The organism is Komagataeibacter xylinus (assembly GCF_004302915.1).
GTDB classification, from domain to species: Bacteria; Pseudomonadota; Alphaproteobacteria; order Acetobacterales; family Acetobacteraceae; genus Komagataeibacter; species Komagataeibacter xylinus_C.
Genome location: NZ_QQBI01000004.1, coordinates 62,902 through 89,486 on the forward strand (window position 1 = coordinate 62,902; position 26,585 = coordinate 89,486).

Consider the following 26,585-nt stretch of genomic DNA (forward strand, 5'->3'; position numbering starts at 1 on the left):
GATGCAAATTGTTACTGACCGACCCGTCATCCTGCAGGTGCTGCCTGCGCTCGAATCCGGCGGGATAGAACATGGCACGCTCGAAATGGCGCAGGCCATCGTACAGGCTGGCGGCACGGCGCTGGTGGCCAGTGCGGGCGGGCGCCTTGTGCCACGCCTGAAATATATCGGCGCAACCCCCATCGCACTCGAACTCGGGGCCAAGAACCCCTTCTCCATCATGCGCAATGCCAGCAGGCTGCGCCATGTCATGGCCGAGCATGGCGTCAACCTGGTGCATGCCCGCTCGCGCGCGCCTGCCTGGGCGGCCTCGCTTGCATGCCGCCGGGCGGGCGTGCCGCTGGTCACCACGTGGCATGGGGTGCATGCGGCCAACCTGCCGGGCAAGAAACGCTATAACAGCGTGCTGGCCTCGGGCGCGCGGGTCATTGCCATCAGCCAGTACATCGCCACCCGCCTGCGCGATGAATACAAGGTGGGCGACGACCGCCTGCGCCTGATCCCGCGCGGGGCTGACATGCTGCGTTTCGACCCGCATAACGTGCGCGGCAACCGCGTGCAGAAGCTGCTGGGGCTATGGCAGATCCCCGATGGGGCCACGGTCATCATGCTGCCCGCGCGCGTGACCGCGTGGAAAGGCCATGCCGTGCTGATCGAGGCGCTGGCCCACCTCACCCGCACGGAAGGCTTCAGCCGCGACTGGGTGTGCATTTTCGTAGGCGAGGCCAACGCGAAGGAAGGCCGCGCGCTCGTGGCCCAGGCCGAGCGCAGCGGCATTGCAGCCCATCTGCGCTTTGCCGGCCACTGCGCCGACATGCCCGCCGCCATGATGCTGGCCGACATGATCGTGGTGCCCTCACGCAGGCCCGAGCCGTTTGGCCGCGTGGTGGTGGAGGCCCAGGCCATGGGCCGCCCCGTGATCGTGGCCGCCCATGGCGCGGCGCTGGAAACGGTGGAGAATGGCGTGACCGGCTTTGCCTTCCCCCCCGATGACACGCAGGCGCTGGCCGCGTGCATCCGCCACGTGGCCGGGCTGTCGGCAGACGAACGCGCGGAGCTGGCCGTGTGTGCACGCGAAAACGTGCTGCTGCATTATTCCACCCAGGCCATGCAGTACGCGACCCTGTGCGTTTATGATGAACTCCTGCACACCCGGCTTGCGGACACATTCTATCACGCCACCATGGGCGGCGCGGAATGGGATGAGGAAGCCCTGCCCCAGGCGGGCTGAGGGGCACTGCGCCGTAATTATGTCATATACGGTGCAACAATGCCTTGATCTGCCTCATGGCCACCCGAAAACGGTGGCCGAGCATCCAGCCCGGAGCATGGGCCATATGCAAGGGGCTGTTTTACGGTCGACAACCCGGCTGAAATTCTTCACCCATGGCACATTCTGATTCCTGGCGGACGGGGATGCCCGCTGACCGCCGTTTAACGTGAACACTTCGGGACTGCACCACATGAACCAGATTTCCCCCGTCCAGACAGACACCGCCGCCACGCCCGGCCAGCACGACCTGCGGCGGGTCAATTCCAACCCGGATTTCTGGTATCCGGTGGCGTGGTCGGCCGACCTGCGCAAAAACAAGACGCTGGCCGTAAGCTTCGCGGGCATTCCCATGGTGCTCGTCCGCCCCGAGGAAGGCACCGTCTTCGCGCTGTTCGACCGCTGCCCCCACCGCCAGGTGCCGCTGAGCAAGGGCACCGTCAATGGCCAGACCGTACGCTGCTGCTATCATGGCTGGGCGTTTGGCCGCTCGGGCCGCTGCATCGACGTGCCCTATCTGGGCAAGGGCAAGATGCCCAACGGCGTGCGCACCTTCCCCGTGCGCGAGGCGGGCGGGCTGATCTTCGTCTTTCCCGGCGATGCGGCCAAGGCCGAGAGCACGCCTTTCCCCAAGCTCGCGCAGACCGACAACCCCAAATACAAGACCAAGCATTTCAGCCCGCGCGTGAACTGCCACTACACCTTCATGCACGAGAACCTGATGGACATGAACCATCAGTTCCTGCACCGCCGCCAGATGGGCCAGATCAAGGCGCGTTTCCTTGGCCAGGACAAGGGCGAGGACTTCATCGAGGCCCGCTACAGCTTCATGCGCTGCGCAGGCCAGCAGCCCCTGGCCGAGCGCCTGATCTTTGGCAAGCACAAGGACCTCAACGGCCGCGAACAGCCCGTTGAGGAAGTGGTGACCATCCGCACCGAATACCCGTACCAGACCCTGCGCATCACCGACAAGGACGGTGACCTGATCATGGACCTGTGGACGGCCTACGTGCCGGTGGACAAGGACGAGCGCATTACGCAGTCCTTCGGGCTGCTGTCCATCCTGCGCCCACAGACCCCGCTGCTGATCGACCTGATCTGGCCCGCGCTGGGCTGGTTCACCAACCGCATCTTCCTTGAAGACAAGGAAATTGTGGAACTGGAGCAGGCGGCCTGGAACGAGGTTGGCTACGACCGCAATGTCGAGATCTTCCCCGTGGTCAAGGCGCTGCGCGAGCTGCTCACGCGCTGCGGCATCCCGCAGGATGCCACGCAGCCCGGTGAAGTCGCGCCAGTGGCCCCGCCTGCCGCCTGCGCCGCCGAACCCGAAACCACGGCCTGAGTGCCCCGCCATCCGCCCTGTGCCGGGGCGGATGGCCCTGCTCCTGAACGAAACACCGCCATGACCGACCGGCCCGACACCCCCCGCCTGACCGACCGGGCGGAAGCCGCCCGCCTTGCCCGCCTCGAGCGCGAGGCCGAAGCCCTGCGCGCCAACCTGCGGCGGCGCAAGCAGCAGAGCCGTGCGCGCACCACGCCGCCCGCGGCCGCGCCGCAGGACACATCCGGCAACGAAGCGTGATTTTGCCGGTTGCGGTTGGCCGATCACTTCGTTAGTGGTCGCGCAAGCTGCAGGGCACGCCCTGCGCGCAATCCATGCCTGAGGAACGGACACCATGCCCATAATGCCTGATACGTGGATTCGCCGCATGGCCACGGAACACGGCATGATCGAGCCTTTCGTGGAAAAACAGAGCCGTGAGGGCGTGATTTCCTTCGGCCTGTCCTCCTATGGCTACGATGCCCGCATCGCCAATGAATTCAAGATTTTCACCGACGTGGACAACGCGGTGGTCGACCCCAAGAACTTTGCCGAGAACAGCTTCGTCACCCGCCATGGCGACTGCTGCACCATTCCGCCCCACAGCTTCGTGCTGGCGCATACGGTCGAATATTTCCGCATACCACGCGATACGCTGGTGGTGTGCCTGGGCAAGTCCACCTATGCGCGCTGCGGCATCATCGTCAACGTGACCCCGCTGGAGCCGGAATGGGAAGGGCAGGTCACGATCGAGATCAGCAACACCACGCCGCTGCCCGCGCGCATCTATGCCAATGAGGGCATCTGCCAGTTCCTGTTCTTTCAGGGGGCCAGCCCGTGCGAGGTCAGCTACGCCGACCGCAAGGGCAAATACATGGGGCAGGTCGGCGTCGCCCCACCGCGCATGTAAGCAGGAACCGCAAGCCTATGGACCGTTTCATCATCCACGGCGGCCACCCGCTGCGTGGCGACATCGTTATTGGCGGGGCCAAGAACTCCGCCCTCAAGCTGCTGGTGGCGGGGCTGCTCACGCCCGAGAAGCTGGTGCTGGAAAACGTGCCCCGCATTGCCGATATCCGCACCATGCGCCGCCTGCTCGAGCAGCATGGCCTGAACGTGGAAGACGTGAGCGGCGATGGCGGCACGCTTTCGGTCGGCGGCGAGATCACCAATACGGAAGCGCCGTACGACATCGTCTCCATGATGCGCGCCTCGATCCTGGTGCTCGGCCCGCTGCTGGCGCGCTGTGGCGAGGCCCGCGTGTCGCTGCCCGGCGGCTGCGCCATCGGCACCCGCCCCGTTGACCTGCACCTCAAGGCGCTGGAAACGCTGGGCGCGAAGATCACGCTCGAGAACGGCTACATCCATGCCGAGGCCCCGAACGGGCTGAAGGGCGAGCGGGTCATCCTGCCGTTTGCCTCGGTGGGGGCGACCGAGAACCTGCTCATGGCAGCCTCGCTTGCCAAGGGCCGCACCGAGATCATCAACGCGGCCCGCGAGCCCGAGATTGGCGATCTGGTCGGCTGCCTCAACGCCATGGGTGCCCGCATTACCGGCACTGGCACCGGCAAGCTGGTGATTGACGGGGTGGACGGGCTGCATGGTGCGCGCTACCGCGTCATGCCCGACCGCATCGAATGCGGCACCTATGCCTGTGCGGCCGCCATTACCGGGGGCGAGCTGCGCCTTGTGGGCGGCCAGGTCGAGCATCTCGGCGCCGTGGTGCGCGCGTTGGAGGAAGCCGGCGTGGAAATGGTGCAGGAGGACGGGGCCGTGCGCGTGCAGCGCACCGGGGCGCTACGCGGGGTCGATATCATGACCGAGCCCTATCCCGGCTTTCCCACCGACATGCAGGCGCAGTTCATGGCGCTGCTCTCGGTGGCGGAAGGGGCGTCGATGGTGACCGAGACCATCTTCGAGAACCGCTTCATGCATGTGCCCGAGCTCAACCGCATGGGCGCGCGCATCAACGTGCATGGCTCGTCGGCCATCATCCGCGGCGTGCATTCGCTCTCGGGCGCGCCGGTCATGGCAACCGACCTGCGGGCCTCGTTCTCGCTCATCCTGGCCGGGCTTGCCGCCCATGGCGAGACGATCCTGAGCCGGGTCTATCACCTTGACCGTGGCTATGAGGCGGTCGAGCGCAAGCTTGCGCAGGTTGGCGCGCATATCGAGCGCGTTTCAGGCTGAGGCCCCTGCCCTGACAAAAGGGCGCTTCCTGCATGATGGCTGAATGTGGTATGCGCGCATGTCACTCAGGGCCGCCCGTGCCATGCACGGCCGGCCTGCCTTCACGCGCGGAGAATGCATTGACCGTCCTGTCACCGGCCCAGAACGCCATTCCGGAAACGGATAGCCCGCTGGTACTCGCCCTGCCCAAGGGCCGTATCCTCAAAGCCGCGGCGCCGCTTCTGCATATGGCGGGCATCGTGCCCGGCCCGGACTTCAGTGACGACAAAAGCCGCCTCCTGCGTTTTGAAACCAATGACCCCGGCATTGACGTGGTGCGCGTGCGCTCGTTCGATGTCGCGACCTTCGTGGCCTTTGGCGGAGCGCAGATCGGCATCTGCGGCGCCGATGTGCTGATGGAGTTCGACTACCCCGAAATCTATGCCCCGCTTGACCTGGGCATTGGCGGCTGCCGCATTTCCATCGCCCAGCCGAAGGACCGCAGCAGGCAAGAAGACAACCCCAACCGCCTCTCGCAGGTGCGGGTAGCCACCAAGTATCCCTCGCTCACGCGGCGGCATTTCGCGGCGCGCGGCATCAATGCCGCCATCGTGCACCTGCATGGCGCAATGGAACTGGCCCCGGTGCTGGATCTGTCGCACCTGATTGTCGATCTGGTTGACACCGGCTCCACGCTGCGCGCCAACGGGCTGGAGGAAACCCAGACCATCGCCCACATCACCAGCCGCCTGATCGTCAACCGCACGGCGCTGAAAACCCAGCCCGAGCGCATCAGCGCGATCATCAACCGTTTCCGCACGGCGCTGGCCAAGGAGCACGAGGCATGAAGCGCCTTACAAGCACCCAGGCGGATTTCCGCGCCGAATTCAAACGCCTGCTGGCCGAGCGTGACAGCGATACCGCCCGCGTCGATGGCCCCGTGACCGAGATCCTCGCCGCCGTGCGCAAGCGCGGGGATGAGGCGCTGTGCGAATTCACCAACCGCTTCGACCGCACCAGTGTCACCCCCGCCACCCTGCGCATCACGCCCGAAGAGGTCGCGGCCGCCTGCGCCGATGTCAGCCCCGCCCTGCTCGAGGCGCTGGAAGTCGCCGCCACCCGCATCGAATCCTTCCACAAGGCGCAAATGCCCACCGACATGAAATATGTCGATGCTGCGGGCGTGACACTGGGCATGCGCTGGACGGCGCTGGACTCGGTGGGGCTGTACGTGCCCGGCGGCAAGGCGGCCTATCCTTCCTCCGTGCTGATGAACGCCATCCCCGCCCATGTGGCGGGGGTCGGGCGCATTGCCATGTGCGTGCCCACGCCCGATGGCATGCTCAACCCGCTCGTGCTCGCCGCCGCCCGCCGCGCGGGCGTGACCGAGATCTACCGCGTGGGCGGGGCGCAGGCCGTGGGGGCGATGGCCTACGGCACCGCCACCATCGCCCCGGTTGACCGCGTGGTGGGGCCGGGCAACGCCTATGTGGCCGAAGCCAAGCGGCAGGTGTTCGGCACGGTGGGCATCGACAGCATTGCGGGCCCGTCGGAAGTGGTGGTGATTGCCGATGGCAACAACGACCCCCGCGCCATCGCCCTTGACCTGCTGGCCCAGGCCGAGCACGACCCCATGGCCCAGTCCATCCTGATCACGCCCGATGCCGGCATGGCGGACAAGGTGGCGCAGGCGGTGGCGACCGAGCTGGAAACCCTGCCGCGCGCGGCAATCGCCCGCGCCAGCTGGGATGCGCATGGCGCGATCATTACCGTGCGCGACCTTGATGAAGCGGCTGACCTTGTAAACGAGATCGCGCCGGAGCATCTGGAACTCATGATCGACAACCCGCAGCCGGTGTTTGACCGCGTGCGGCATGCGGGCGCGATCTTCGTGGGGCGCTACTGCCCCGAGGCGATCGGCGATTACGTGGGCGGGCCGAACCATGTGCTGCCCACCAGCCGCACGGCGCGGTTCTCATCGGGGCTTTCGGTGTTCGACTTCATCAAGCGCACCACGTTCATCGAAGCACAGGCCGAGTCGCTGCGTGAAATCGGGCCTGCCGCCGTCAGCCTTGCCGAGGCCGAAGGGCTTGATGCCCATGCCCTGAGTGTAGCGGTACGGCTGGCAAAGCTGGACGGCGCACGATAACGGAGCTTGACCCCGGCGGCGAGTCTCCCCACATAAACCAACCGTACTGCGCCGCGGGTCCGCGGCAGGACGGCACTTTTGATGATTGAAGGACACGATGTCTAAAGAAGACATGATCGAATTCAGCGGCACGGTTACCGAACTGCTGCCCAATGCCATGTTCCGCGTTACACTGGACAACGAGCACACCATCCTCGCGCATACCAGCGGCAAGATGCGCAAGAACCGCATCCGCGTGCTCGCCGGTGACCGCGTGAATGTGGAAATGACGCCTTATGACCTGACAAAGGGTCGCATCACCTTCCGCTTCAAGTAAGCCGCCCTTGTCGGTCATGACCGGAACCACCGCGCCCGCTGGCGCGGAGGCGGAGGTGCGGCTTGTCCTTGCCTCGGCTTCACCCCGCAGGCTTGACCTGCTGCGCCAGATCGGGCTTGTGCCCGGTCAGGTCCTTCCTGCCAATATCGATGAAACGCCCGGCCGTGATGAACTGCCCCGCCCCTATGCCGAGCGCCTCGCCGCTGAAAAGGCGGCGCATGTGGCAGGCCAGGTCGAAGGCCCCGCACTCATACTGGCAGCCGATACGGTCGTGGCCCTTGGCCGCCGCATCCTGCCCAAGGCGGAAGATGAACAGACGGCGCGCGCCTGCCTCGAGCAGCTTTCGGGCCGGCGCCATACCGTCTTTACCGCCATTGCCCTGCGCCCTACGCCTGCATGGGCGCAAGGGCGCGCAAGCAACCGCATTGTTGCCAGCACGGTCACGTTCTCGCGCCTGACCCCTGCACAGATCGATGCGCTCATTGCCGCAGGCGACTGGCAGGGCAAGGCGGGCGGCTACGCCATACAGGGCCATGCGGCGGCGTTCGTGCGCTTCATGTCAGGTAGCTACACCGGCATTGTGGGCCTGCCCCTGTTCGAGACGGCCCAGCTGCTGCGCGGGCAGAAGGGAAGCTGGCTTTCGTGAGCGCGCGCATCTGCGCAAGCAGCAGCCCCGGTGAAATCCGCATTGCCGTAACCCTTGATGGCCTGATGCAGGAATTCGCCCTGTGGCGGCCAGACATGCCCGATGGGGTAGGCGATATCTACCGTGCCCGCGTCAGCGCGCATGCGCCGGCACTCGGCGGCACGTTCGTGACCCTGCCGGGGCAGGACCAGGCGGGCTTTCTGCCCGATTCGGAAGGGCTGGGTCCACTGACCCAGGGACAGACGGTGCTTGTCACCGTCACCCGCAGCGCACAGGGCGGCAAGGGCGTGCGGCTTGGCGCGCGCAACCTGCCCCCCGACCTGCCCGGCGGCGCCGACCCCCGGCTGCTGCGGCGCGGCCTCACCCCGCTGGAACGGCTGGCCGCGCGCTACCCTGAGGCGCCCATCGTCATTGATGACGCGGCCATTGCCACGCTTCTGCCTGCCAGCCTGCACCCGCGCCTGTCCCGCGCCAGTTCCGCCTTTGACAGCGACCTGCGCGCCCAGGCCGATGCGCTGGAGGAGGCCACCGTGTCCCTGCCCGGCGGCATGTCGGCCAGCATTACGCCCACCCCGGCCCTGGTTGCGATCGACATGGATGGCGGGGCTGCCACCAGCATGGACCGCCGCCCCAAGCAGACCGCTCAGTTTGCCGCCAACCGCGATGCCCTGCCCGACCTGATGCGCCAGTTGCGGCTGCGCAACCTGTCGGGGGCGATTGTGGTTGACGTGGCGGGGCTTGCCATCCGCAAGCGCCGCGCGCTGGGCGATACGATCGAGACCGTGCTGCGCGATGACCCGCTGCGCCCGCGCTTTATGGGCTTTACGGCGCTGGGCCTGGCCGAGATCGTGCGCCCGCGCGTGCACCCGCCGCTACATGAGCTGTTTCATTCACGCGAGGGCCGCATGCTGCATGCCCTGCGCGGGCAGATGCAGGCCTATCGCGGCATGCCGCCCAACGGGCAGCCCGTGCGGCTGGCCTGCGGTCGTGGCATAGTGCAGATGATGCAGGACCATCCGGGCTGGGTGGAGGACTTCATGCGCCTGACCGGTCGCGTGCTCCACCCCGTTGCCGACCCGGCCCTGCCCGCCCATGGCTGGAGATTTGAACCATGACCGCGCAGCCGCCGCCCAAAGCCGCCCCCTGCCCCATCTGTGGCCAGCCTGCCAGCCCGCGCTACCGGCCGTTCTGCTCGCGGCGTTGCGCGGATGTGGACCTTGGCCGCTGGTTCTCGGGACAGTATCGCGTGCCCTCGACTGAAATTCCTTCCGAAATGGATGAAAAATACACAAGACGGGTTGATCCCGATGATGAGGTGGAGTAAACGCTTGTCCAACGTCATGACGGCCCAGCCCCATGACCTAGCCGGACCAACGGCCCGGTGCCCAAGTAGCTCAGTTGGTAGAGCATGCGACTGAAAATCGCAGTGTCACTGGTTCGATCCCGGTCTTGGGCACCATTTTATCAGCAAAAACCTATCTGATAAAACTTGCATGATTGTGCCACTCGGCCCAGCCAGTCCTTCCGGCTGGGCACGATCTGTCGCACAGGCATCATTGTCCCGATGCGGAAGCCTCCATCATTTCACGGATCATATGACCCGCCCGGCTCAAGGCTTCATTACTATTGAGGCCACTGGGCGCAGAAAGGTGGGAGACAACAGCAAATGGGATTGGACCGGGGCGAAGGTAGATCACCTTGCCATGACCGTTTACCTGGAATTCCCTGCGTTCAAGCGCGACCTCCCCGCCGAATACCACCTGCATGAAATCCTGGACATGCGTTACGCCAACACCGAGGAACAGGCGGGGCCGTCGCTGCACGACAGCCTCATGCATCCGGGCAAAGCATACTTCCCTGATAGCGCGTATATAATCCTCTTTATCCCGAAACCCGCTACGCAACTGTGCATCCGTGGACCATGTCTCCAGAGTTCGGCATTCAAAAGGGAAAAGATTGGTCTGGAAGTAACCCGTCGTTCTGCTTTCAAATATCTTCTGCTTTTTTGCATAGTCATAAGCAGTTTCTATATTCTGGCCTTCAATGACGGAAATCAGTTTGAAGGCATTCCTGTTATAGGTCCACCGGTCCCATTGTACTTCTACGGGATACTCTCCCTCAGGGAGTTCATAGCCTGCGGGAACAGGTGCTTCCCCATATTCAATGCCACATAACCATAACGAACGATGGGTAGGCGAACCGATATCCCCAGGGCCATCAAACGTATGTTTCCGGATGGAAGCGGGAAGTTCGGCCACTGATGGCGCATGTCGGGTCATAAAAAATCCATTCCTGTTCAAGATGCCGGTCATAAAATGCCGGTTTCCCCTACAGGCTCGAGCATGCTGTAACGATGGCATTTTCGATTTGATAATATGAAAGGGCTACCCTGCATAAAAGGCATCCCTTCCCGGTATGGAAACAGCCATGCCCCTGCCCGCCTCAGGCGGAAGCCAGAGGCGGAAAAAGTCTTTGCCCTCAGGCCGTGAGCGGGCGGTCCGTGGCTTCAAACAATAGCGGCTCACCCTGCGCGGTAGGCGCGATCTGGTTTTCCCACATGACCACGTTGCCGCGGATGATGGTGCCCATGGGGCGACCGGTCAGTTCATCGCCCACAAACGGCGACCAGCCACATTTGGAGGCCAGCCATTCCTGCTGCACCGTCCAGCGCGCGCCAAGATCGACCACCGAGAAATCCGCGTCGTACCCCACCGCGATGCGCCCCTTGCGCACCAGCCCGAACAGGCGCTGCGGGCCAGCCGATGTCATGTCCACCAGACGGCGCAGCGACAGCCGGCCCTGTGCCACATGGTTGAGCATGAGCGGCAGCAGGGTCTGCACGCCCGGCATGCCTGATGGGGTATCGGGATACGCGCGCTGCTTGGCCGCGAGCGGATGGGGCGCATGATCGGAGCCGATGATGTCGGGCACGCCCTGGCCCATCCAGTACCACAGCCCGTCGCGATATTTCTGGCCACGGATGGGCGGGTTCATCTGCGCCAGCGTGCCCAGCCGGGCATAGGCGTCCTCGCCTGCCAGCGTCAGGTGCTGGGGCGTTACCTCGCAACTGGCAATGTCCTTGTGGCCGGACAGGAACTCGAGTTCGGCCGGCGTGGTCACATGCAGCACATGGATGCGCCGCCCCGTGCGCCGCGCCAGCTGCACGATACGCTGCGTGGCGCGCAGGGCCGTTTCCTCATCACGCCAGACCGGGTGGCTCGACGGGTCGCCCGCCTTGCGCTCGTTCAGGCGCTCATGCAGGCGGGTCTCGTCCTCGGCATGAATCGCGACGCGGCGGCGGCCCGAGCGCAGCACCCGCTCAAGCACCGCATCATCGGACACCAGCAGGCTGCCGGTGGAAGACCCCATGAAAATCTTGATCCCCGCCGTGCCCGGCAGCATTTCCAGCTCGGCGCAGCGATCGGCGTTATCGGTCGTGGCCCCGACGTAAAAGGCATGGTCGCACCACATGCGCCCGCGCGCGTGCTCGAGCTTGGCCACCACCGCCTCGGGGCAGTCGGTGGGCGGCTTGGTGTTGGGCATTTCAAACACGGCAGTCACGCCCCCCATCACGGCGGCAAGGCTGCCGGTGGCAAGGTCTTCCGCAGCCGTCAGCCCCGGCTCGCGAAAATGGACCTGCGTGTCGATCACGCCCGGCAGCACGGTCAGACCCGTGCAGTCAATGACCCGGCCCGCGTCACCCTGGCCGCCAATGCGGGCAATCCGCCCGTCACGCACGTAAACATCGGTCACGACCGTGGCGTCAGGCAGGACAACGCTGCCATTTTTCAGACAGAGATCAAAAATGGGTAGGGTCATGGAATTATCCTGTGGCCAGAACCCGCAACCGGCGGCATGCGGCAGGCGGGCGCAGGGGTTGCTGATCGTGTTTGTATGGCATGCGTCCGGCGTCATGCAAACCGCCCATACAAAGACACCCCGGTCCTTGCGGGCCGGGGTGCGGGTCATGAATGCCGATGCAGGCGGGTGCCTTATTCGTTGATGGCGGCGCGGTTTTCCTTGGCTTCCTTCAGCACGGCGGAGAGACGGTCATCACGCAGCCATTCCTCCAGCTTTTCCGGCGTCATGGGGCGGGCGAACAGATAGCCCTGCACCACATCGCACCCAAGCTGGCACAGCAGGTCAAGCTGGCGCACGGTTTCCACGCCTTCGGTCACCACCGTCATGCCAAGACGGCCGCCAATGCCAATCACCGCCGTGGTCACGGCCTGGGCGTTGGCATCGTGCTCAAGGTTCATGATGAAGCTGCGGTCGATCTTGATCTCGGTCAGCGGCAGGCGCGTCAGCCTTGAAAGCGACGAATACCCCGTGCCGAAATCATCCATCGACAGCGCCACGCCAAGGTTACGGATGGACTGGAGGACCATGTTCGTGTCCTCGTTTTCAGTCATCATCACACTCTCGGTAATCTCGACCGTCAGGCGATGGGGCTCGAGCTTGCTGTCACTGAGCAAGCGGGCAATGAAGCCGGGCAGGTTGCGGTTGCGGAAATGACCGGCGGAAAGGTTGACCGCCACCGTGGGCACGTAAATGCCGTGGGCATCCCATTCCAGTATCTGCCGCACGGCGCGCTCGAGCGACCAAGTGCCGATGGCCTCGATCTGCCCGGTTTCCTCCGCCACGGCAATGAAGCGCGAGGGGTAGATGTTGCCCAGCGTGGGGTGGTTCCACCGCGACAGCGCCTCCACGCCATACAGCGTGTTGTTGCGCACGTCGACCTGCGGCTGGTACTGCAGGTTGAGCAGGCCCTGCGCCAGCGATTCACGCAGCGCCGAGCCCAGCAGCAGCCGGTCCTGCGCGGCCTTGTTGTCTTCCGAGCGGGCAAGGTGGGTCATGCCCAGCCCCGAGCGCTTGGCCTGCCGCATGGCCTGCTCGGCATAGCTGAGCAAGGATTCACCATCCGGCCCGTTCTCGGGGAACAGGCTGATGCCGATGCCCAGCGTCGGCACGATCATGTTGCCGCCGATCTCGATGGGCTGCTTGACGCAGCCATGCAGGATATCGGCAAATTTGAGCGCATCTTCCTGGCGCGTGTTGGGCACGATGATCAGGAACTCGTTCGGACCGGAACGGCTGAGCACGTAATTGCTGCGCGAAGCACCCTTGAGCCGCTCGGAAACGGATTTCAGGAAGCCATCGCCATTGATATGGCCCAGCGCATCGTTGATATCGCGGAAGCGGTCGATATCGATCATGTACAGCGCGAAATGATTGTCACCCGGCTGGCCGATCAGCGAGCGGATGACCTTGTGCACCGCCGTACGGTTGAGGAAGCCGGTCAGCGGATCGTAGTTCGACAGCTGCGAGATGTGCTGGCGCGCCTCATGCTGCTCGATCAGCACGCCACAGAACGGCACGCAGCTGTTCACGATCTGCGCGGGCCAGCCGCCCCGGTTGCGCTCGGAGCGCGAATACAGCGCGAAGATGCCGGTAATGCGCCCGTTGCGCGTGCGGATGGCCGAAGCCCAGCAATGGTGCAGCCCCAGCGAGATGCCAACCGAGCGGTAGCTGTCCCACACGATGGTCGTCGCCTCGTTCAGGTCATTGGCGAGGGCGGCAATATCGGCCTCGGTCAGGCGCATGTCTTCCAGGGCCGCGGCAAAGCGGCGCGGCATGCCCGGGCCCGAGAGGATGCGCAGGCGGCTCTGCTCGTCGAGCAGGATCAGCACGGCAACCGTATTGGGCACCAGCGTCTCGACCTCGCGGCAGACCATGTCGGCCACGTCCTGGATCTGGATCTCGCTCGACAGCGAGCGGAACACCGTATTCTGCAGCTCCACCACCCGGCTGCGATGGCCCGCGCCGGTAATGCCGCGCACCATCATCAGGCGGTAGCGGCGCCCGTCGGCCCCCACGCGCGCCGCGGTCAGGCTGACCTCGGCGGAGATGTAGTCGCCGCTGCGGTTCTCGAACGTGACCTCCCTCGACACCGGCTCAATCGCCTGGATCGAGGCATTGATGTCAAAGGGTGCCGCCCCATTCTCCACCGATGCGGCCATGAGCTCCCCCACGGGTCGCCCCGTGAGCTGGCCCGGGTCATAGCCCCATAACGTCTCGGCTGCCGGGTTGGCATAGAGGATCATGTTATGGTCATCGATGATGACCATGCCATCTTGCGCCTGATGCAACAGTTCAAAACTGATCTCAGGAATGGCCACAACAGCTGGCGAAGGGGTGGGATTCTGCGTTTTCATAGGGATCCAAGGTTAAGCAGGCCTGTTTCCAACCAGGCATGGAGACAGCGAACAAGCCAGAAATTGTGGCGAGCCTATTTCTTCGTTTTGCTTTCGGACTCTTCAGAGGCGATCAGTTCGAGCGCAAGGGTCTTGGCTGGCCCCTGCGACCATTCAAGCAGTTCCGCCGGCGGCATCGGCCGTGCGAACAGATAGCCCTGCACCACATCGCAGTTCAGGTCCTGCAGCAGCTTGAGCTGGGCCTCGGTCTCGACGCCCTCGGTCACGACGGTCATGCCCAGGCGGTTGCCGATGCCGATCACCGCCGTGGTCACGGCCTGGGCGTTGGGGTCATGATCAAGGTTCATGATGAAGCTGCGATCGATCTTGATCTCGGTCAGCGGCAGGCGCGTCAGCCGCGAGAGCGACGAATACCCGGTGCCGAAATCATCCATCGACAGGCCAACGCCAAGGTTACGGATGGCGGCGAGGCCTTCCATCGTATCCTCGTTCTCGTCCATCATCACGCTTTCCGTAATTTCCACGCACAGGCGGTCCGGCGAGATCTGGCGCTCCTTGAGGATGCGCTCGATCAGCGCGGGCAGCCCGCGATTGCGGAAATGGGCAGCCGACAGGTTGACCGAAACGGTCGGCACGTAAAGCCCGGCGCGCTCCCAGTCGATGATCTGTTTTGTCGCCTCTTCGAGCGACCAGGTGCCGATCGTCTCGATCTGCCCGGTATCCTCCGCCACCGCGATGAAGCGCGAGGGGTAGATGTTGCCCAGCGTCGGATGCTTCCACCGCGAGAGCGCTTCCACGCCATACAGCTTGCCGGTCTTGATATCGACCTGCGGCTGGTAATGCAGGTTGAGCATGCCCTTGGCCAGTGAGTCCCGCAGCGCCGAGCCCAGCAGCAGCCGGTCCTGGGCGGCGCGGTTATCAGCCGTGCTGGACACGCAGTAGCCGCCGCGCGCCTCCTTCTTGCACCGGCGCATGGCAATCTCGGCATGGCCAAGCAGGGATTCGCTATCCGGCCCGTTCTCGGGAAACAGGCTGATGCCGATGCCAAGGGAGACGACGAGCAGGTTCCCCGCGATCTCGATGGGTTCCTGCATGGCCTTGATCAGCGTTTCGGCAAAGGCCACGGCCTTGGCTTCATCACTGTCGGGCATGACGATGACGAACTCGTCCCCGCCCGATCGGCTGAGGATGTAATTGCTGCGCGACAGCTCCTTGAGCCGCTGGGCCACCGCCTTGAGGAAGGCATCGCCATTCATGTGGCCAAGCGTGTCGTTGATATCGCGGAAACGGTCGATATCGATCATGAACACCGCGAATTCGTTGTCACCCGGGCGGTCGATCATCGACTTGATGACCGTGTGGATGGCGGTGCGGTTATGGAAGCCGGTCAGCGAATCATGGTTGGCGAGCTGGGCGATATGCTGCTGCGCCTCATAGTTCTCGATCACCACGCTACAGAAGGGCACGCAGCCCGACACGATCTTCTGCGGCCAGTCGCTCAGCTTGTACTGGTTGCGCGAATACAGCGCGAAAATGCCCGAAATGCGCCCGTTGCGCGATTTGATGGCCGAGGCCCAGCAGTTGTGCAGCCCCAGCGAGATGCCGAGCGAGCGGTAGCTGTCCCACACGATGCTGTTGGCTTCCGACAGGTCATTGCCCAGCGCCGCAAGGTCGCCTTCGGTCAAGGACATGTTCTCGAGTGCCGCGGCATAACGGCGCGGCAGGCCGGGACCGGACAGGATGCTCAGGCGGTTGTTCTCATCAAGCAGGATGATGACCGAGACCGTGTTGGGCACGAAGCTTTCCACCTCGCGGCACACCAGATCGGCCACGTCTTCGACCAGCATGTCGTTGGAGATGGCCTGGAACACCGTATTCTGCAGGTCAAGCAGCTTGCGGCGGTGGCTCTCCTCGGTCACGCCTTTCATGAAGGCCATGTAATAGCGCTTCTTTTCCGGCCCGAGCAGCGCGGTCGAGATCGACATCTCGCCCGAGATGTAGTCACCCGCCTTGTTCTCGAACGTCACCTCGCGCGAGGTGCCGACAATGCGGTTCACGCCCGTCTTGCGGTTCTTGTAAATGTAGCTGTCATGATCGCCACGATAGACCGAAGGTACGAGGCAGCTCACGTTGCGGCCCAGCACCTCGTCCTCGGAATAGCCCCAGAGTTTCTCGGCCGCCGGATTGAAAAAGACCACCTCGTTGCGTTCGTTGATGATGACCACGCCATCGGTCGCCTGCTCGAGCAGCTGGAGGCTGACATCAGCATTCATGTCAAGTTCGTGCTTCGGGGTCTGGGCAGACGTCATTGCGGGGGCATCGTGAGGGTTCATTACATGCTCTTGCTGTTTCATGAGAAAATTCGCGCCTCTCAGATACAGGGACTGGCTACGGGAGAAGAGACGGCGCGTATGGAACGGGCGGGAGCCCCCGCCCCTGTCATGGCTGCTGCCTGGGCCGACTGCGCGGGGTGGCCGATCAGGTAGCCCTGGCCTTCGTCACACCCTTCGGCGGAGGCGATGCTGAACTGGCCTGTGGTTTCGATTCCCTGTGCCAGAACCGATATGCGCAGCGCGTGGCCCATGAGCAGGATGGAGCGCACAAGCTGCGCCGCGACCGGGTCGGTATCGACCTGCTGCATGAGCGAACGATCGATCTTGAGCTTGGTGAAGGGGAACACACGCAGCATGTGCAGCACCGACTGGGCGCCCCCAAACTCATCAAGGGCGAGGCGCACCCCAAGGGCCTGCAGGCTGTTGGCCATGGCCAGCGCACGGTCGGGATTGCGCTGCACGGTTTCTTCCGTGATCTCGATGACAAGGCGGTCAGGCGCCAGCCCGCTACGGGCAAGGTTTTCCTGCACGGCCACGACAAAGCGCGGCTGGAGGAACTGGGCGGCGGACATGTTGACCGCGATGCGGATGTTTTCATCCCACCCTGCCGCGGCCTTGCAGGCTGTCTGCAACACCCATTCGCCGAGCTTGATGATCAGGCCGCTCTCATCGGCAAGCTGCAGGATCTCGCGGGGGGCTATGGCGCCACGCTCGGGGTGCTCCCAGCGCAGCAGCGCCTCGTAACCCGAGATCTCGCCCGTGGCCACCACGGTCTGCACCTGGTAGAACAGCGAAAGCGCCCCGTTGGCCATGGCGGTCTTCAGGTCCTCGCCCAGCGCACGGCGTTCGCGCATGTTCTGGTCGAGCGTGCTTTCATAATACCAGATGGTGTGGTGCGGGTCGGTCTTGGCGCGATACATGGCCATGTCCGCGCGCGAGATCAGGGTCTCGCTGTCGCTCGCATCCACGGGGTAGACCGCAACGCCAATGCTGCCGCCACTGGTCACCACGTAATCCTCGATGGGGATCGGCTGGTTGAGCGCCTGCTGGATCCGCTCGACAAAACCGTGCAACTCGGCGCTGTCGGACGTGCGGTGGATGGCAATGAACTCGTCACCGCCAAGGCGGGCCACGAACTCGCCATCCGCAAGCAGGGCACTGAAGCGCTCGGCCAGCGTGGTCAGCACGATATCGCCTGCGGCATGGCCACGGGTATCGTTGATTTCCTTGAACTTGTTCAGGTCGATGCCAATGACGGCAAACTGCTCGCCATCGCGGTTGGCCCGGCTGACCTCGTTTTGCAGCCGCTCGTTGAAGCTGATGCGGTTGGGCAGGCCGGTCAGCCCGTCCGACATGGCCATGCGATGCAGTTCCTCATAGGATTCCTGCCGCACGCTGCCATCAATGACGAACGAGGCGATACCGGCAATGAGCATGAGCATCGTGCCCCCGATAACCGAGAGCCCCAGCACCAGGAACTGCCCGTTATCATGCGCGGCCAGCATGTGCTGCGGCATGGCCACCACATGCATGGCCTCCATGCCGGTAAAATGCAGCCCGGCAACCGCGCCCACCAGAGCCAGCGTCGTCTCGACCTCGCGGCGCGGATTGACCGGCCGCAACGCCAGCAGCAGGGCGGTGGCGGACAGGGCAATGCCGATTGCGATCGACACCGCCACAAGCAGGCCGCTCCACGCCACGGGTGCTTCGAGCCGGTAGGCGGCCATGCCGATATAGTGCATGCCAGCGATGCCCAGCCCGAGCACGACACCACCCAGCATGCAGCCACCGCGCCCATACAGGCGCACGGCCAGCATCATGGCAAGCGGCATGGCGCCCAGCACGACCAGCAGCGAAAGCCCCGTGCGCAGCGGGTCCAGATGCACCTGGGCATTGCAGTGATAGGCCAGCATGGCGGCAAAATGCGTGCACCACACGAAACTCGCCCCGGCCATGCTGGAAAGGCAGTACCAGCCCAGCCGCTGGCGGCCGTGGGTCTGCGCCACCCGCGTTACCAGCCGCATTGTAATCCACGCGCCTGTTACGCAAACGATCAGCGCACCAGCGAGCAGGAAGGGATCATACACCCTCAGTTCATAGATATGATTGCTCATGACTTCCATTTTTGAGCGCCGATACCATGCGTTTACGAAAACAGGTTCCAACAAACACCTGGCTCCACACGGAGCATTGTGGAAACCTTCTGGCATCAACCGCTTGCAATAAGGGCATCCAACGGGAAATCAGCCATTTGTTTTTATATTTGCTGAGATTAATCAGATATTAGTAAACATTCATTGATAATGCAACAAAAAATTATCCTAAGGAAATTTAATGAATACCTTGGAGCATCCACAGCCCTGACAGTTAAAGATATTTCATATTTTAAAATCGTAACAGACGAATTCCAGAATAAGAAAATGTAGGCTTATATTCCTATTTTTTTATTTGCAGAGAGACAATCTCTACCATTACCGGACATCATCAGGACAAACATCCTTGCCCATGTCCGTCAGGGTAACATCCGCTGAAAAATTCGGTCACGATAAACGAACAGGTGGTAAAACCCTGCAAAGCCATGAAAGAGCGCCACGCAAAACAGTAACCATGCATTCCAGTGATGTAATCCTGAAAAAAAGGAATGCGTTCCACGCATAAGCATGGGCAGGGGGGAGTTGATCGGCACGCCAAACGCCATGACGGGCCGCCCGGTTGACCAGCGCGCCATGTAGCCAAACACGATCTCGCCACCGAGCAGCATATAGAGCAGGCGATGCACGCTGCGCGCCACGCGATCCTGCATTGTCACGATGGGGAAACGAATGGCCCGGCCGCCGGTCAGGGCCCATACCACGCGGATGATGAACACCGTGGCCAGCACCACGCCAAGCGAGGTATGAGTCGCGACCAGAAAAGGCCGCCATGCCGCCGTGCGGGCCATGAGATGCCAGCCGACCTGCCCCACAATGAACTGCTCGAGCACCAGCACGGCGGTCAGCCAGTGCAGCCACCGTGTCTCCCAGCTGTAATGCGCAGGCGACGAGGGAAGAGAAGATGCTGTCATCCGGCGGTCTCTAATCAAAATTACCTATAAGTAAGGCCGTGGTTTACACCCCGGCCCGCCGTCAGTTGACGCCTGGCAGAATCGCGCTGTCCTCGCCACCAATGTTCATGTTGGTGTAGCTGCCATCGGTCATGCCGGGCGCGGCACTGCCGGATGCGGAGCCGGGCATCATCATCGCGCCGCTCATCTGGTCGGATTCCGCATTATCGTTGCGGAACTGCGGCACGCCACCGCCGGTGCCGGTCTCGGGCGCGCTATAGGCAGGCGGCATGTCCGCCCCCGCACCATCATCCTGGCCTGCCGCATAGTCGCCCCCGCCTGAAGCGGCACCTGCCGGGTGGCTACGCGCATGGGCCGCACCTGCCGGTGCGCAGGCCAGCAACATGCCAAACGCCGCAACCGCCAGCCCCTTCGTGATATGACCTGCCATGTGGTTACCCTCCCTTTATGGAGCATGGAGCTGTTTCCATGGCCCTCTTTCAAATTGGGGCAATGACCCCATATTACCAATGTTTATCACGCATGCATGAACGGCGGAACATTCGTGCCACGCATGGGGCATGCGCGTACCATGTAGCATGTAACAACCGCAGGGCTGCATGGTTGTCATGAAACGTAACGGGGCGCACAGTCCTTCCCCGTCATCCCCTGGCAACTGCCGCGATGGAGAATGAAAATGACCAGACTCGCCACCCTTCCCCTGTCAGACCTCATCGTGGTGCCTGACCTGCTGGCCGCGCCGCCTGGCACCGTCATGCTCGCCTCGGAAGTTTCGCGCGATGACCAGAAGATCGTCATTCGCAGCCGCCTTGTCGGCCCCGATGGCGCAACGCCGGGCCTGATCCTGATGACGGCGGATGCCCGCGGCTACTTTGCGCCAGATGATGCCTGCACCGCCTTCGTGCGGACGGCCATTGACGTCACTGCCGCCATGCCGCTGCTCCTGACGAAAATCGTGCCCGGCTTCCGCTACAAATACGATGCCGTGGTGCGCGGCGATGTGTGGCAGCTCAAGGATGCGCAGGGCAAGCCTTTCACCGGCCTCGCCATTGGCTCGTCGGATGAGGAGGAAAGCAAGGTCTTCGCCTATGCGCGCATCGAAGGCGGCCGGATTGGCGATATCGTGCCCGGCGAGCGCGTGGCCTATCTGGGGCAGCTTGATTTCGGGGCAGGCCCCGTCGCGCCCACGTTGGGCTGACCCCCTTCCCCGCCCGCCTGCTGCGGGCGGGGAAAACCACAAGCGCGGGTCATGCCGCGCCGGGCTGGCTTTCAAGGCTGGCCGAATTGGGCGTGCGCGGCAGGAAGAAGCGAATCATGCGCGCAAGATTGGGCGCAAGCTTCGGCCGCACAAGGCGCGGGTCATAGCCCGAGAAGCGGCGCTCGTTCTCGATCAGGCAGATGTCGATCATGTCGCGCAGCTTCACATCGACATCGGCCACTTCCTTGGTGCCGTTGACGGTAAAGTTGTTGTCCTGCTCGTGCTTGTTGCCATCGGCATCAAAGGTGGTGACCATGCCCAGCCGTTCATAGAGCAGGAAGAACCATACGCCGATCACGCGCGCCTCGAACCACGGGCGCTTCCACCACGGCATGGTGGCGCGGTGCCAGGCCAGCCAGTTGGCGAACAAAAGGATGTGGCGGCATTCCTCCTGCATCACCGGCTCGAACGTATCGATCAGTGCAGGTGGGAAAAAGGCGGATTTCTGGGCAATGGCAAACAGGCCAAACGCGAAGAAGCTGTCCACGCATTCCGAAAACCCGGTGACCATATAGGCCCATTCCACATCGCGCGGCTCGATGTAGGGCGGCTCGGATGCGAGCGGAATGTTGTAGGCCGCCACCATCTTGGACAGCACTTCCTTGTGCCGGTTCTCCTCCCACGCATTGCGTGACAGGGCGTCCTTCATGTCCGGGTCATCGATCAGGCGGGCGTAGGCTGCCATGCGCAGGCGGGCCTTGCCTTCGGTCTGGACCGCGATGTCCCAGATCGGCAGGGAGGTGACGCGCTGCAGCGTCTCGGCATCGAGTTCGGGCCACTCGATGACGGATGGCTTGTAGGGATTGAAGGTCTCGCGGAACATGTCCGCCACGGCCTTCTTGTGCGCGGCCGAGCCCGGCTTGAGCGGGCCGGCAACCGGGCTGGACCAGTGCCGGGCGTTGAAATCGGCCTTCGCCACGGCATCCGGCGTGGCGGCACCCGGGTCGCGGGCTTCAGGCAGGGATGTATAAATGTCGGAAAGTGATTTCGTCATGTCGGCTCGCTGTTCGGAACGGTGTCGCGTGAATACGCCGGCCGATGAGGCGTTCATTCAAACTGCCTGACACCCTCGTTGCCGGTTCCCATATCATAAGTCCATGCAAAGTGCAGAACTGTTATCTGAAATCCGCAGAAGAGGTTTTTACCCTCTCCTGCGGAACGGAACGCCAGCATTATGGGCGAGCCCGAAACCTTGCCTTGCCCTAGATCAATGCAGGTCCGAGATCTTGTCGATCACGCGCGTCACCAGGCCATAGGCAATCGCTTCGTCAGCGGACATCCAGTAGTTGCGATCGGTGTCCTTGCACACCTTCTCGTAAGGCTGGCCGGTCTCGCGGGCGAACAGGTGGTTGAGCCGCGCGCGCATCTTGACGATCTCGCGGGCCTCGATGTCGATATCGGTTGCAGGCCCGCGCACGCCGCCCATGGGCTGGTGCAGCAGGAAGCGCGTGTTGGGCAGGCAGTAGCGCCGTTCCTTGTTGCCGGCGGCAAAGATGAGCGCGCCAGCGGAGGCGACCCAGCCGGTGCCGATCATGTTCACCGGCGCCATCGAATCGACAAAGCGGATCATGTCGTGAATGGTGTCGCCGCTCTCCACATGGCCGCCGGGCGAGTTGACGTACACATCGATCGGCTTGTCGGATGCACCGGCAAGGGCGAGCAGGCGGCCGGTCACGTCACGGGCGATCTTGTCGTTGATCGGGCCGAACACCAGCACCTTGCGCTGGTCGAACAGGCGGCTTTCAAGCTCGCCAATGGGCGAGGACAGCGTGCGGTTCTTGTCGGGCTCCTCGGTTTCCGGGCCCTGGGGTTCGGGGATATCGGGATCTCTCGGGTCTTCATCATCCATGCGGATGCGGTAGTTCGGCTGCATGCCGTTCATCGGGTTCTCCCTCTTCTCCGGGACTGTCCTGGTCATGCCCTTATCCTGCGCTGCCTTGCGCCCGGTGCCAAGTCCCGACCTTGCAATCGGGTGGAGAGGGCGCCTGCATCATGACGCAAGTGACGCAACCCCTCTCGCTAAGAGCGGCATAGCAGGCTAGTTTGCCCCGGTCATGTCGTGTGCAGGCCACAAGGGCCATGGGAGCTAGAGATTGGGAAAGCGGGTACCATCGCCAAGTCCCGGAAGATTTTTTTTTCCGCCATCATGCAGCGCGCGTGCCGCACGGCCCGCCATCGTGGCCCTGTGCGCGGCGGCGCTCGCGGGCTGCGTGCACCACCAGGACACGGTCGATACCGTGGCGCAGTGGTACCACCAGTACCAGGGTGGCGTGATCAGCCACCAGCGCCCCCCGCCGCCGGGCACCCACCAGCCCTACCCCAAAATCGGGCTTGGCCCGCGCAAGGCGCCTGAACTCCCCTCACCCGACCTGCGCGAGGACATTACCGCCGACCTCGAGGCCCAGCACGAGCTCAACGAGCGCCAGGACGCGATCATGGGCACCATGCCCAGCATAGCGGATATTCCGCCCATTCCCTCGCGCACGCAGTTCGGCACGCAGTCCGCCTCGCTCAAGGCGGCGGACAGCCCCGACACGCCTGCCGCCAGCGGCACTGGTACTGGCACCACGCCTACGGCCACCGAGGCACCGGACAGCACCACCCCCCAGACCGGCCCGGACGGCCGCCCGCTTTATGGCAGCAACGGCCAGCTGCTCATGCCCGAGGTCTCGACAATGGTGAGCGAACACCCCGAGGCCATTCCCGCCAACCTGCCCCCCATAGCCCAGGAAGCGCCCGCCCTGCCCCAGGTTGGCGGCATCAGCCTGCCTGACAACGCGGCGCGTGACGGGCTGGACCTGCCAAGCTACCACCTTGCCAGCGCCGATGACGGGCCAACGGTGCACTTCCTCCCCGGATCGGATCACATTGCCGATGGCGAGGATGAGGTGGTGGACAACGCCGTGAAGGAACGCGGCGGCAATTTCGTAATCGTGAACGGCTACGGCAACGCCACCAGCGCCACGGCGGAAGGGCAGACCGCCGCCCTCAACCTGGCCATCCTGCGCACCCGCACCATCACCACCATGCTCGTGGCGCGTGGCGTGCCTGCCAGCCACATCGTGGTGCGCGCCCATGCCTTTGGCAATGGTGCAAGAATTGCCGTGCTGCGCTAGAGTACCATCCGCAGGCCCGGCACGCGGGCCTGCATGAGCTGATTCGCAACCCGGCGCGCCTTCGCGCGTGCCCGTAACAGAGCGTCCCATGACCGAAGAATTCCATCGTATCCGCCGCCTGCCGCCCTATGTCTTCGCTGAAGTCAACAAGGCCAAGGCCGCCGCCCGAGCGCGGGGGGAGGATATTATCGATCTCGGCATGGGCAATCCCGACACGCCCACGCCGCCGCATATCGTGCAGAAGCTGGTCGAAACCGTGTCGGACCCGCGCGCGCACCGCTATTCGGTCAGCCGGGGCATTCCCGGCCTGCGCCGGGCGCTGGCGGGGTATTACGAGCGCCGCTTCAACGTGAAGCTCGACCCCGAGACCGAGGTGATCGCAACCCTTGGCTCAAAGGAAGGGCTGGCCAACCTCGCCTCCGCCATTACCAGCCCGGGCGACACCATCCTGGTGCCCAACCCGTCCTACCCCATCCACCAGTTCGGCTTCATCATCGCGGGCGCCTCCGTGCGCTCGATTCCGGCCACGCCGGATGATGAAATGCTCGAGGCCCTCGACCGCGCGGTGCGCCATTCGGTGCCCAAGCCCACGGCGCTGATCGTCAATTTTCCGTCAAATCCGACCGCGTACCTGGCTGATCTCGATTTCTACCGCAAGCTCGTGGCATTCGCCCGCAAGCACGAGATCTGGATCCTTTCCGACCTGGCCTATGCCGAGATCTATTTTGGCGACAACGTGCCCCCCTCGATCCTTGAAGTGCCGGGAGCGAAGGATATCGCGGTCGAGTTCACCTCGCTGTCCAAGACCTATTCCATGGCGGGCTGGCGCATGGGCTTTGCCGCGGGCAACCCCAAGCTGATCTCGGCGCTGACGCGCATCAAGTCCTACCTTGACTACGGCGCGTTCACCCCCATCCAGGTGGCGGCGGTGGCGGCCCTGAGCGGCCCGCAGGACTGTGTTGCCGAAATCCGCGACATCTACCGCAAGCGCCGCGACGTGCTGATCCAGGGCCTGCACGCGGCAGGGTGGGACGTACCCTCGCCCGAGGGCTCGATGTTCGCCTGGGCGCCGATTCCCGAGCGGTTCCGCGAACTCGGCAGCGTCGGCTTCTCCAAGCTGCTGCTCAGGGAGGCAGGCGTTGCCGTGGCGCCGGGCCTTGGCTTTGGCGAGCATGGCGAAGGCTTCGTGCGCATCGGCCTGGTGGAAAACACCCAGCGCCTGCGGCAGGCCTGCCGCTCCATCCGCCATTTCATGACGGAACATGGCGGCCTTGCCCCCACCAGCCAGCAGGCCGCCCCCCTGCCAGATGAACAGCCCGCCCATTCATGACTGACCCTTCGCTTGACGGAAAACAGATGACTTCTACCCCTTGTTGCACGCCCGCCCCCAAACCGCCCCTGCGCATCGGCATTGCGGGGCTGGGCACGGTTGGCGCCGGCGTTGTCAAGCTGCTGCGCGAGAATGCGGCCCTGATCCGCGCCCGCGCGGGGCGCGAACTGGTGGTGACCGCCGTGAGCGCGCGCGACCGCACGCGTGACCGCGGGGTCGACCTGTCGGGTATTGCATGGTGCGACACGCCCGAGGAACTGGCCGCCCACCCGGACGTGGACGTGGTGGCCGAGCTGATTGGCGGCGCCGAGGGCGCTGCCCGCCTGACCGTGACCCGCGCACTGGAAAACCGCAGGCCGGTGGTGACCGCCAACAAGGCGCTGATCGCCATCCACGGCGCGGAACTGGCCTGCACGGCACAGGCGGCGGGCGTGCCGCTGATGTTCGAGGCGGCGGTGGCCGGTGGCATTCCCGCCATCAAGACCGTGCGCGAGGGGCTGGCGGCGGACCGCATTCTTAAAATCGGCGGCATCCTCAACGGCACGTGCAACTACATCCTGAGCGTGATGCACGAGACCGGCCGCGACTTTGCCGAGATCCTGGCCGATGCCCAGAAGCTGGGCTACGCCGAGGCCGATCCCTCTACCGATGTCGATGGCATCGACACCGCCCACAAGCTGGCCATCCTGGCGGGGCTGGCCTTCGGGCGGCCGGTGGTGTTCGCCTCCGTCTTCATCGAGGGCATCCGCCGCATTGGCGCGCTTGACCTGCAGTTCGCGCGCAAGATGGGCTACCGCATCAAGCTGCTGGGCCTTGCCCGCCAGCATGAAAACGGCATCGAGGCCCGCGTGCATCCGTGCCTCGTGCCGCAGGATGCCCCGATCGCGCAGGTCAATGGCGTATTCAACGCCGTGGTGGCGGAAGGCGCGTTTGTCGGCCGCCTCATGCTTGAGGGCCGGGGCGCAGGCGAAGGGCCAACGGCCACCGCCGTATGCGCCGACCTGATCGACATCGCGCGCGGGGCCGCCATTCCCGTATGGGGCTGCGATGCCGACAGCCTGACGCAGGCCGTGGCCCTGCCCGCCAAATCGTTCGTGGGCGAATACTACCTGCGCCTGAACGTGGAAGACCGCCCCGGCGTGATTGCGGACATTACCGCCGTGCTGCGTGACAATGGCGTTTCGCTGCGCAGCATGCTCCAGCATGCCGATGCGCATGAAACCCGCCCCGACGGCACCCATGCCGTGCCGCTGGTGCTGCTGACCCACAAGACCGACGAGGCAGCCATGCAGCACGCCCTGCATCACATTGCCGAACTGACCGCCGTGCTGGACGAGCCTGCCCTGATCCGCATCGACGCGGGCTAGGAACGGCGCGGGTGGGCGCCCGTCCATCCGC

General features: G+C 64.0%; 24 protein-coding genes and 1 tRNA gene. 16 read left to right on the plus strand and 9 right to left on the minus strand.

Translation table 11 applies throughout. From position 1 onward, the window contains the following. Position 1: 1 nt before the first annotated feature. The 12 genes from DV027_RS04090 (at position 2) to DV027_RS04145 (ending at position 9,330) form a co-directional block, all read left to right on the plus strand. On the plus strand, positions 2–1,231 hold the full coding sequence (locus tag DV027_RS04090) for a glycosyltransferase family 4 protein (protein ID WP_130730655.1): 1,230 nt from the start codon (positions 2–4) through the stop codon (positions 1,229–1,231). 232 nt (positions 1,232–1,463) lie between these two features. Then, entirely contained in the window at positions 1,464–2,612 is a 1,149-nt protein-coding gene (locus tag DV027_RS04095; protein ID WP_130730656.1) for an aromatic ring-hydroxylating oxygenase subunit alpha, read from the plus strand. Positions 2,613–2,672: 60 nt separating this feature from the next. Next, positions 2,673–2,852, plus strand: coding sequence for a hypothetical protein (locus DV027_RS04100; RefSeq protein ID WP_130730657.1), 180 nt, complete (start codon positions 2,673–2,675; stop codon positions 2,850–2,852). Between the two features lie 94 nt (positions 2,853–2,946). Next, entirely contained in the window at positions 2,947–3,501 is a 555-nt protein-coding gene (dcd, locus tag DV027_RS04105) for a dCTP deaminase (protein WP_061273403.1), read from the plus strand. A 17-nt stretch (positions 3,502–3,518) separates the two neighbouring features. Next, positions 3,519–4,781: a UDP-N-acetylglucosamine 1-carboxyvinyltransferase gene (murA, locus tag DV027_RS04110; RefSeq protein WP_130730658.1), complete on the plus strand. Its 1,263-nt coding sequence runs from the start codon at positions 3,519–3,521 to the stop codon at positions 4,779–4,781. Positions 4,782–4,900: 119 nt separating this feature from the next. Next, positions 4,901–5,608: an ATP phosphoribosyltransferase gene (gene hisG / locus DV027_RS04115; protein WP_207303408.1), complete on the plus strand. Its 708-nt coding sequence runs from the start codon at positions 4,901–4,903 to the stop codon at positions 5,606–5,608. Beyond that, entirely contained in the window at positions 5,605–6,909 is a 1,305-nt protein-coding gene (gene hisD / locus DV027_RS04120) for a histidinol dehydrogenase (RefSeq protein WP_130730659.1), read from the plus strand. The genes hisG and hisD overlap by 4 nt, the downstream gene beginning before the upstream one ends. Before the next feature lie 97 nt (positions 6,910–7,006). Beyond that, complete coding sequence (gene infA, locus DV027_RS04125) at positions 7,007–7,225, plus strand: translation initiation factor IF-1 (protein WP_010508114.1); 219 nt, start codon at positions 7,007–7,009, stop codon at positions 7,223–7,225. A gap of 16 nt (positions 7,226–7,241) precedes the next feature. After that, positions 7,242–7,871 carry a Maf family protein gene (locus DV027_RS04130; RefSeq protein WP_130730660.1) on the plus strand — a complete coding sequence of 210 codons (630 nt, stop codon included), beginning with the start codon at positions 7,242–7,244 and terminating at the stop codon, positions 7,869–7,871. Beyond that, a complete protein-coding gene (locus tag DV027_RS04135) occupies positions 7,868–8,986 on the plus strand; it encodes a ribonuclease E/G (protein WP_207303409.1) in 1,119 nt (372 codons plus the stop codon). Before DV027_RS04130 ends, DV027_RS04135 begins: the two co-directional genes overlap by 4 nt. After that, entirely contained in the window at positions 8,983–9,195 is a 213-nt protein-coding gene (locus tag DV027_RS04140) for a DNA gyrase inhibitor YacG (RefSeq protein ID WP_130730662.1), read from the plus strand. Before DV027_RS04135 ends, DV027_RS04140 begins: the two co-directional genes overlap by 4 nt. A 59-nt stretch (positions 9,196–9,254) precedes the next feature. Then, a tRNA-Phe gene (locus tag DV027_RS04145) sits at positions 9,255–9,330 on the plus strand. Between the two features lie 94 nt (positions 9,331–9,424). Here the strand turns inward: DV027_RS04145 and DV027_RS04150 are convergent. From DV027_RS04150 to DV027_RS04180, 7 genes are all read right to left on the minus strand, one after another. Further along, entirely contained in the window at positions 9,425–10,183 is a 759-nt protein-coding gene (locus DV027_RS04150; RefSeq protein ID WP_165399101.1) for a hypothetical protein, read from the minus strand. A gap of 166 nt (positions 10,184–10,349) precedes the next feature. Next, positions 10,350–11,690, minus strand: coding sequence for a dihydroorotase (locus DV027_RS04155; protein ID WP_130730664.1), 1,341 nt, complete (start codon positions 11,688–11,690; stop codon positions 10,350–10,352). Between the two features lie 173 nt (positions 11,691–11,863). After that, on the minus strand, positions 11,864–14,086 hold the full coding sequence (locus tag DV027_RS04160; protein WP_130730665.1) for a sensor domain-containing protein: 2,223 nt from the start codon (positions 14,084–14,086) through the stop codon (positions 11,864–11,866). A 74-nt stretch (positions 14,087–14,160) separates the two neighbouring features. Beyond that, positions 14,161–16,419 (minus strand): sensor domain-containing protein, encoded by a 2,259-nt coding sequence (locus tag DV027_RS04165; RefSeq protein WP_130730666.1) that lies wholly within the window; start codon positions 16,417–16,419, stop codon positions 14,161–14,163. A 38-nt stretch (positions 16,420–16,457) separates the two neighbouring features. Next, a complete protein-coding gene (locus DV027_RS04170; RefSeq protein ID WP_242621717.1) occupies positions 16,458–18,533 on the minus strand; it encodes a putative bifunctional diguanylate cyclase/phosphodiesterase in 2,076 nt (691 codons plus the stop codon). Between the two features lie 398 nt (positions 18,534–18,931). Beyond that, the gene (locus DV027_RS04175) at positions 18,932–19,483 is read right to left on the minus strand and encodes a cytochrome b (protein WP_130730668.1); all 552 of its coding nucleotides are present in this window, start codon (positions 19,481–19,483) and stop codon (positions 18,932–18,934) included. 61 nt (positions 19,484–19,544) lie between these two features. Next, the gene (locus DV027_RS04180) at positions 19,545–19,913 is read right to left on the minus strand and encodes a hypothetical protein (RefSeq protein ID WP_130730669.1); all 369 of its coding nucleotides are present in this window, start codon (positions 19,911–19,913) and stop codon (positions 19,545–19,547) included. A 246-nt stretch (positions 19,914–20,159) separates the two neighbouring features. Here DV027_RS04180 and DV027_RS04185 point away from each other — a divergent pair, with 246 nt between their 5' ends. After that, complete coding sequence (locus tag DV027_RS04185; RefSeq protein ID WP_130730670.1) at positions 20,160–20,681, plus strand: hypothetical protein; 522 nt, start codon at positions 20,160–20,162, stop codon at positions 20,679–20,681. Between the two features lie 49 nt (positions 20,682–20,730). On the opposite strand, the gene DV027_RS04190 is transcribed toward DV027_RS04185, so the two are convergent. Beyond that, a complete protein-coding gene (locus DV027_RS04190; RefSeq protein ID WP_130730671.1) occupies positions 20,731–21,735 on the minus strand; it encodes a ferritin-like domain-containing protein in 1,005 nt (334 codons plus the stop codon). Between the two features lie 213 nt (positions 21,736–21,948). Next, positions 21,949–22,623, minus strand: a complete 675-nt coding sequence (locus DV027_RS04195) for an ATP-dependent Clp protease proteolytic subunit (RefSeq protein ID WP_130730752.1) — start codon at positions 22,621–22,623, stop codon at positions 21,949–21,951. Between the two features lie 211 nt (positions 22,624–22,834). Between DV027_RS04195 and DV027_RS04200 the strand changes: the two genes are divergently transcribed. The 3 genes from DV027_RS04200 to DV027_RS04210 all read left to right on the plus strand — a co-directional run bounded on the left by DV027_RS04200 (position 22,835) and on the right by DV027_RS04210 (position 26,554). Next, on the plus strand, positions 22,835–23,857 hold the full coding sequence (locus tag DV027_RS04200; RefSeq protein ID WP_130730672.1) for an OmpA family protein: 1,023 nt from the start codon (positions 22,835–22,837) through the stop codon (positions 23,855–23,857). Between the two features lie 88 nt (positions 23,858–23,945). Beyond that, positions 23,946–25,187, plus strand: coding sequence for an LL-diaminopimelate aminotransferase (locus tag DV027_RS04205; protein WP_130730673.1), 1,242 nt, complete (start codon positions 23,946–23,948; stop codon positions 25,185–25,187). A gap of 26 nt (positions 25,188–25,213) precedes the next feature. Continuing rightward, positions 25,214–26,554: a homoserine dehydrogenase gene (locus DV027_RS04210; RefSeq protein WP_130730674.1), complete on the plus strand. Its 1,341-nt coding sequence runs from the start codon at positions 25,214–25,216 to the stop codon at positions 26,552–26,554. The last annotated feature ends 31 nt before the right edge of the window (positions 26,555–26,585 follow it).

What these genes read in the sequence shown, in the direction of transcription:
- DV027_RS04090 (WP_130730655.1), top strand. Translation starts at nt 2, where the DNA reads ATGCAAATTGTTACTGACCGACCCGTCATCCTGCAGGTGCTGCCTGCG.
- DV027_RS04095 (WP_130730656.1), top strand. Translation starts at nt 1,464, where the DNA reads ATGAACCAGATTTCCCCCGTCCAGACAGACACCGCCGCCACGCCCGGC.
- DV027_RS04100 (WP_130730657.1), top strand. Translation starts at nt 2,673, where the DNA reads ATGACCGACCGGCCCGACACCCCCCGCCTGACCGACCGGGCGGAAGCC.
- dcd (WP_061273403.1), top strand. Translation starts at nt 2,947, where the DNA reads ATGCCCATAATGCCTGATACGTGGATTCGCCGCATGGCCACGGAACAC.
- murA (WP_130730658.1), top strand. Translation starts at nt 3,519, where the DNA reads ATGGACCGTTTCATCATCCACGGCGGCCACCCGCTGCGTGGCGACATC.
- hisD (WP_130730659.1), top strand. Translation starts at nt 5,605, where the DNA reads ATGAAGCGCCTTACAAGCACCCAGGCGGATTTCCGCGCCGAATTCAAA.
- infA (WP_010508114.1), top strand. Translation starts at nt 7,007, where the DNA reads ATGTCTAAAGAAGACATGATCGAATTCAGCGGCACGGTTACCGAACTG.
- DV027_RS04130 (WP_130730660.1), top strand. Translation starts at nt 7,242, where the DNA reads ATGACCGGAACCACCGCGCCCGCTGGCGCGGAGGCGGAGGTGCGGCTT.
- DV027_RS04140 (WP_130730662.1), top strand. Translation starts at nt 8,983, where the DNA reads ATGACCGCGCAGCCGCCGCCCAAAGCCGCCCCCTGCCCCATCTGTGGC.
- DV027_RS04150 (WP_165399101.1), bottom strand. Translation starts at nt 10,183, where the DNA reads ATGACCGGCATCTTGAACAGGAATGGATTTTTTATGACCCGACATGCG.
- DV027_RS04155 (WP_130730664.1), bottom strand. Translation starts at nt 11,690, where the DNA reads ATGACCCTACCCATTTTTGATCTCTGTCTGAAAAATGGCAGCGTTGTC.
- DV027_RS04160 (WP_130730665.1), bottom strand. Translation starts at nt 14,086, where the DNA reads ATGAAAACGCAGAATCCCACCCCTTCGCCAGCTGTTGTGGCCATTCCT.
- DV027_RS04165 (WP_130730666.1), bottom strand. Translation starts at nt 16,419, where the DNA reads ATGAACCCTCACGATGCCCCCGCAATGACGTCTGCCCAGACCCCGAAG.
- DV027_RS04170 (WP_242621717.1), bottom strand. Translation starts at nt 18,533, where the DNA reads ATGAGCAATCATATCTATGAACTGAGGGTGTATGATCCCTTCCTGCTC.
- DV027_RS04175 (WP_130730668.1), bottom strand. Translation starts at nt 19,483, where the DNA reads ATGACAGCATCTTCTCTTCCCTCGTCGCCTGCGCATTACAGCTGGGAG.
- DV027_RS04180 (WP_130730669.1), bottom strand. Translation starts at nt 19,913, where the DNA reads ATGGCAGGTCATATCACGAAGGGGCTGGCGGTTGCGGCGTTTGGCATG.
- DV027_RS04185 (WP_130730670.1), top strand. Translation starts at nt 20,160, where the DNA reads ATGACCAGACTCGCCACCCTTCCCCTGTCAGACCTCATCGTGGTGCCT.
- DV027_RS04190 (WP_130730671.1), bottom strand. Translation starts at nt 21,735, where the DNA reads ATGACGAAATCACTTTCCGACATTTATACATCCCTGCCTGAAGCCCGC.
- DV027_RS04195 (WP_130730752.1), bottom strand. Translation starts at nt 22,623, where the DNA reads ATGAACGGCATGCAGCCGAACTACCGCATCCGCATGGATGATGAAGAC.
- DV027_RS04205 (WP_130730673.1), top strand. Translation starts at nt 23,946, where the DNA reads ATGACCGAAGAATTCCATCGTATCCGCCGCCTGCCGCCCTATGTCTTC.
- DV027_RS04210 (WP_130730674.1), top strand. Translation starts at nt 25,214, where the DNA reads ATGACTTCTACCCCTTGTTGCACGCCCGCCCCCAAACCGCCCCTGCGC.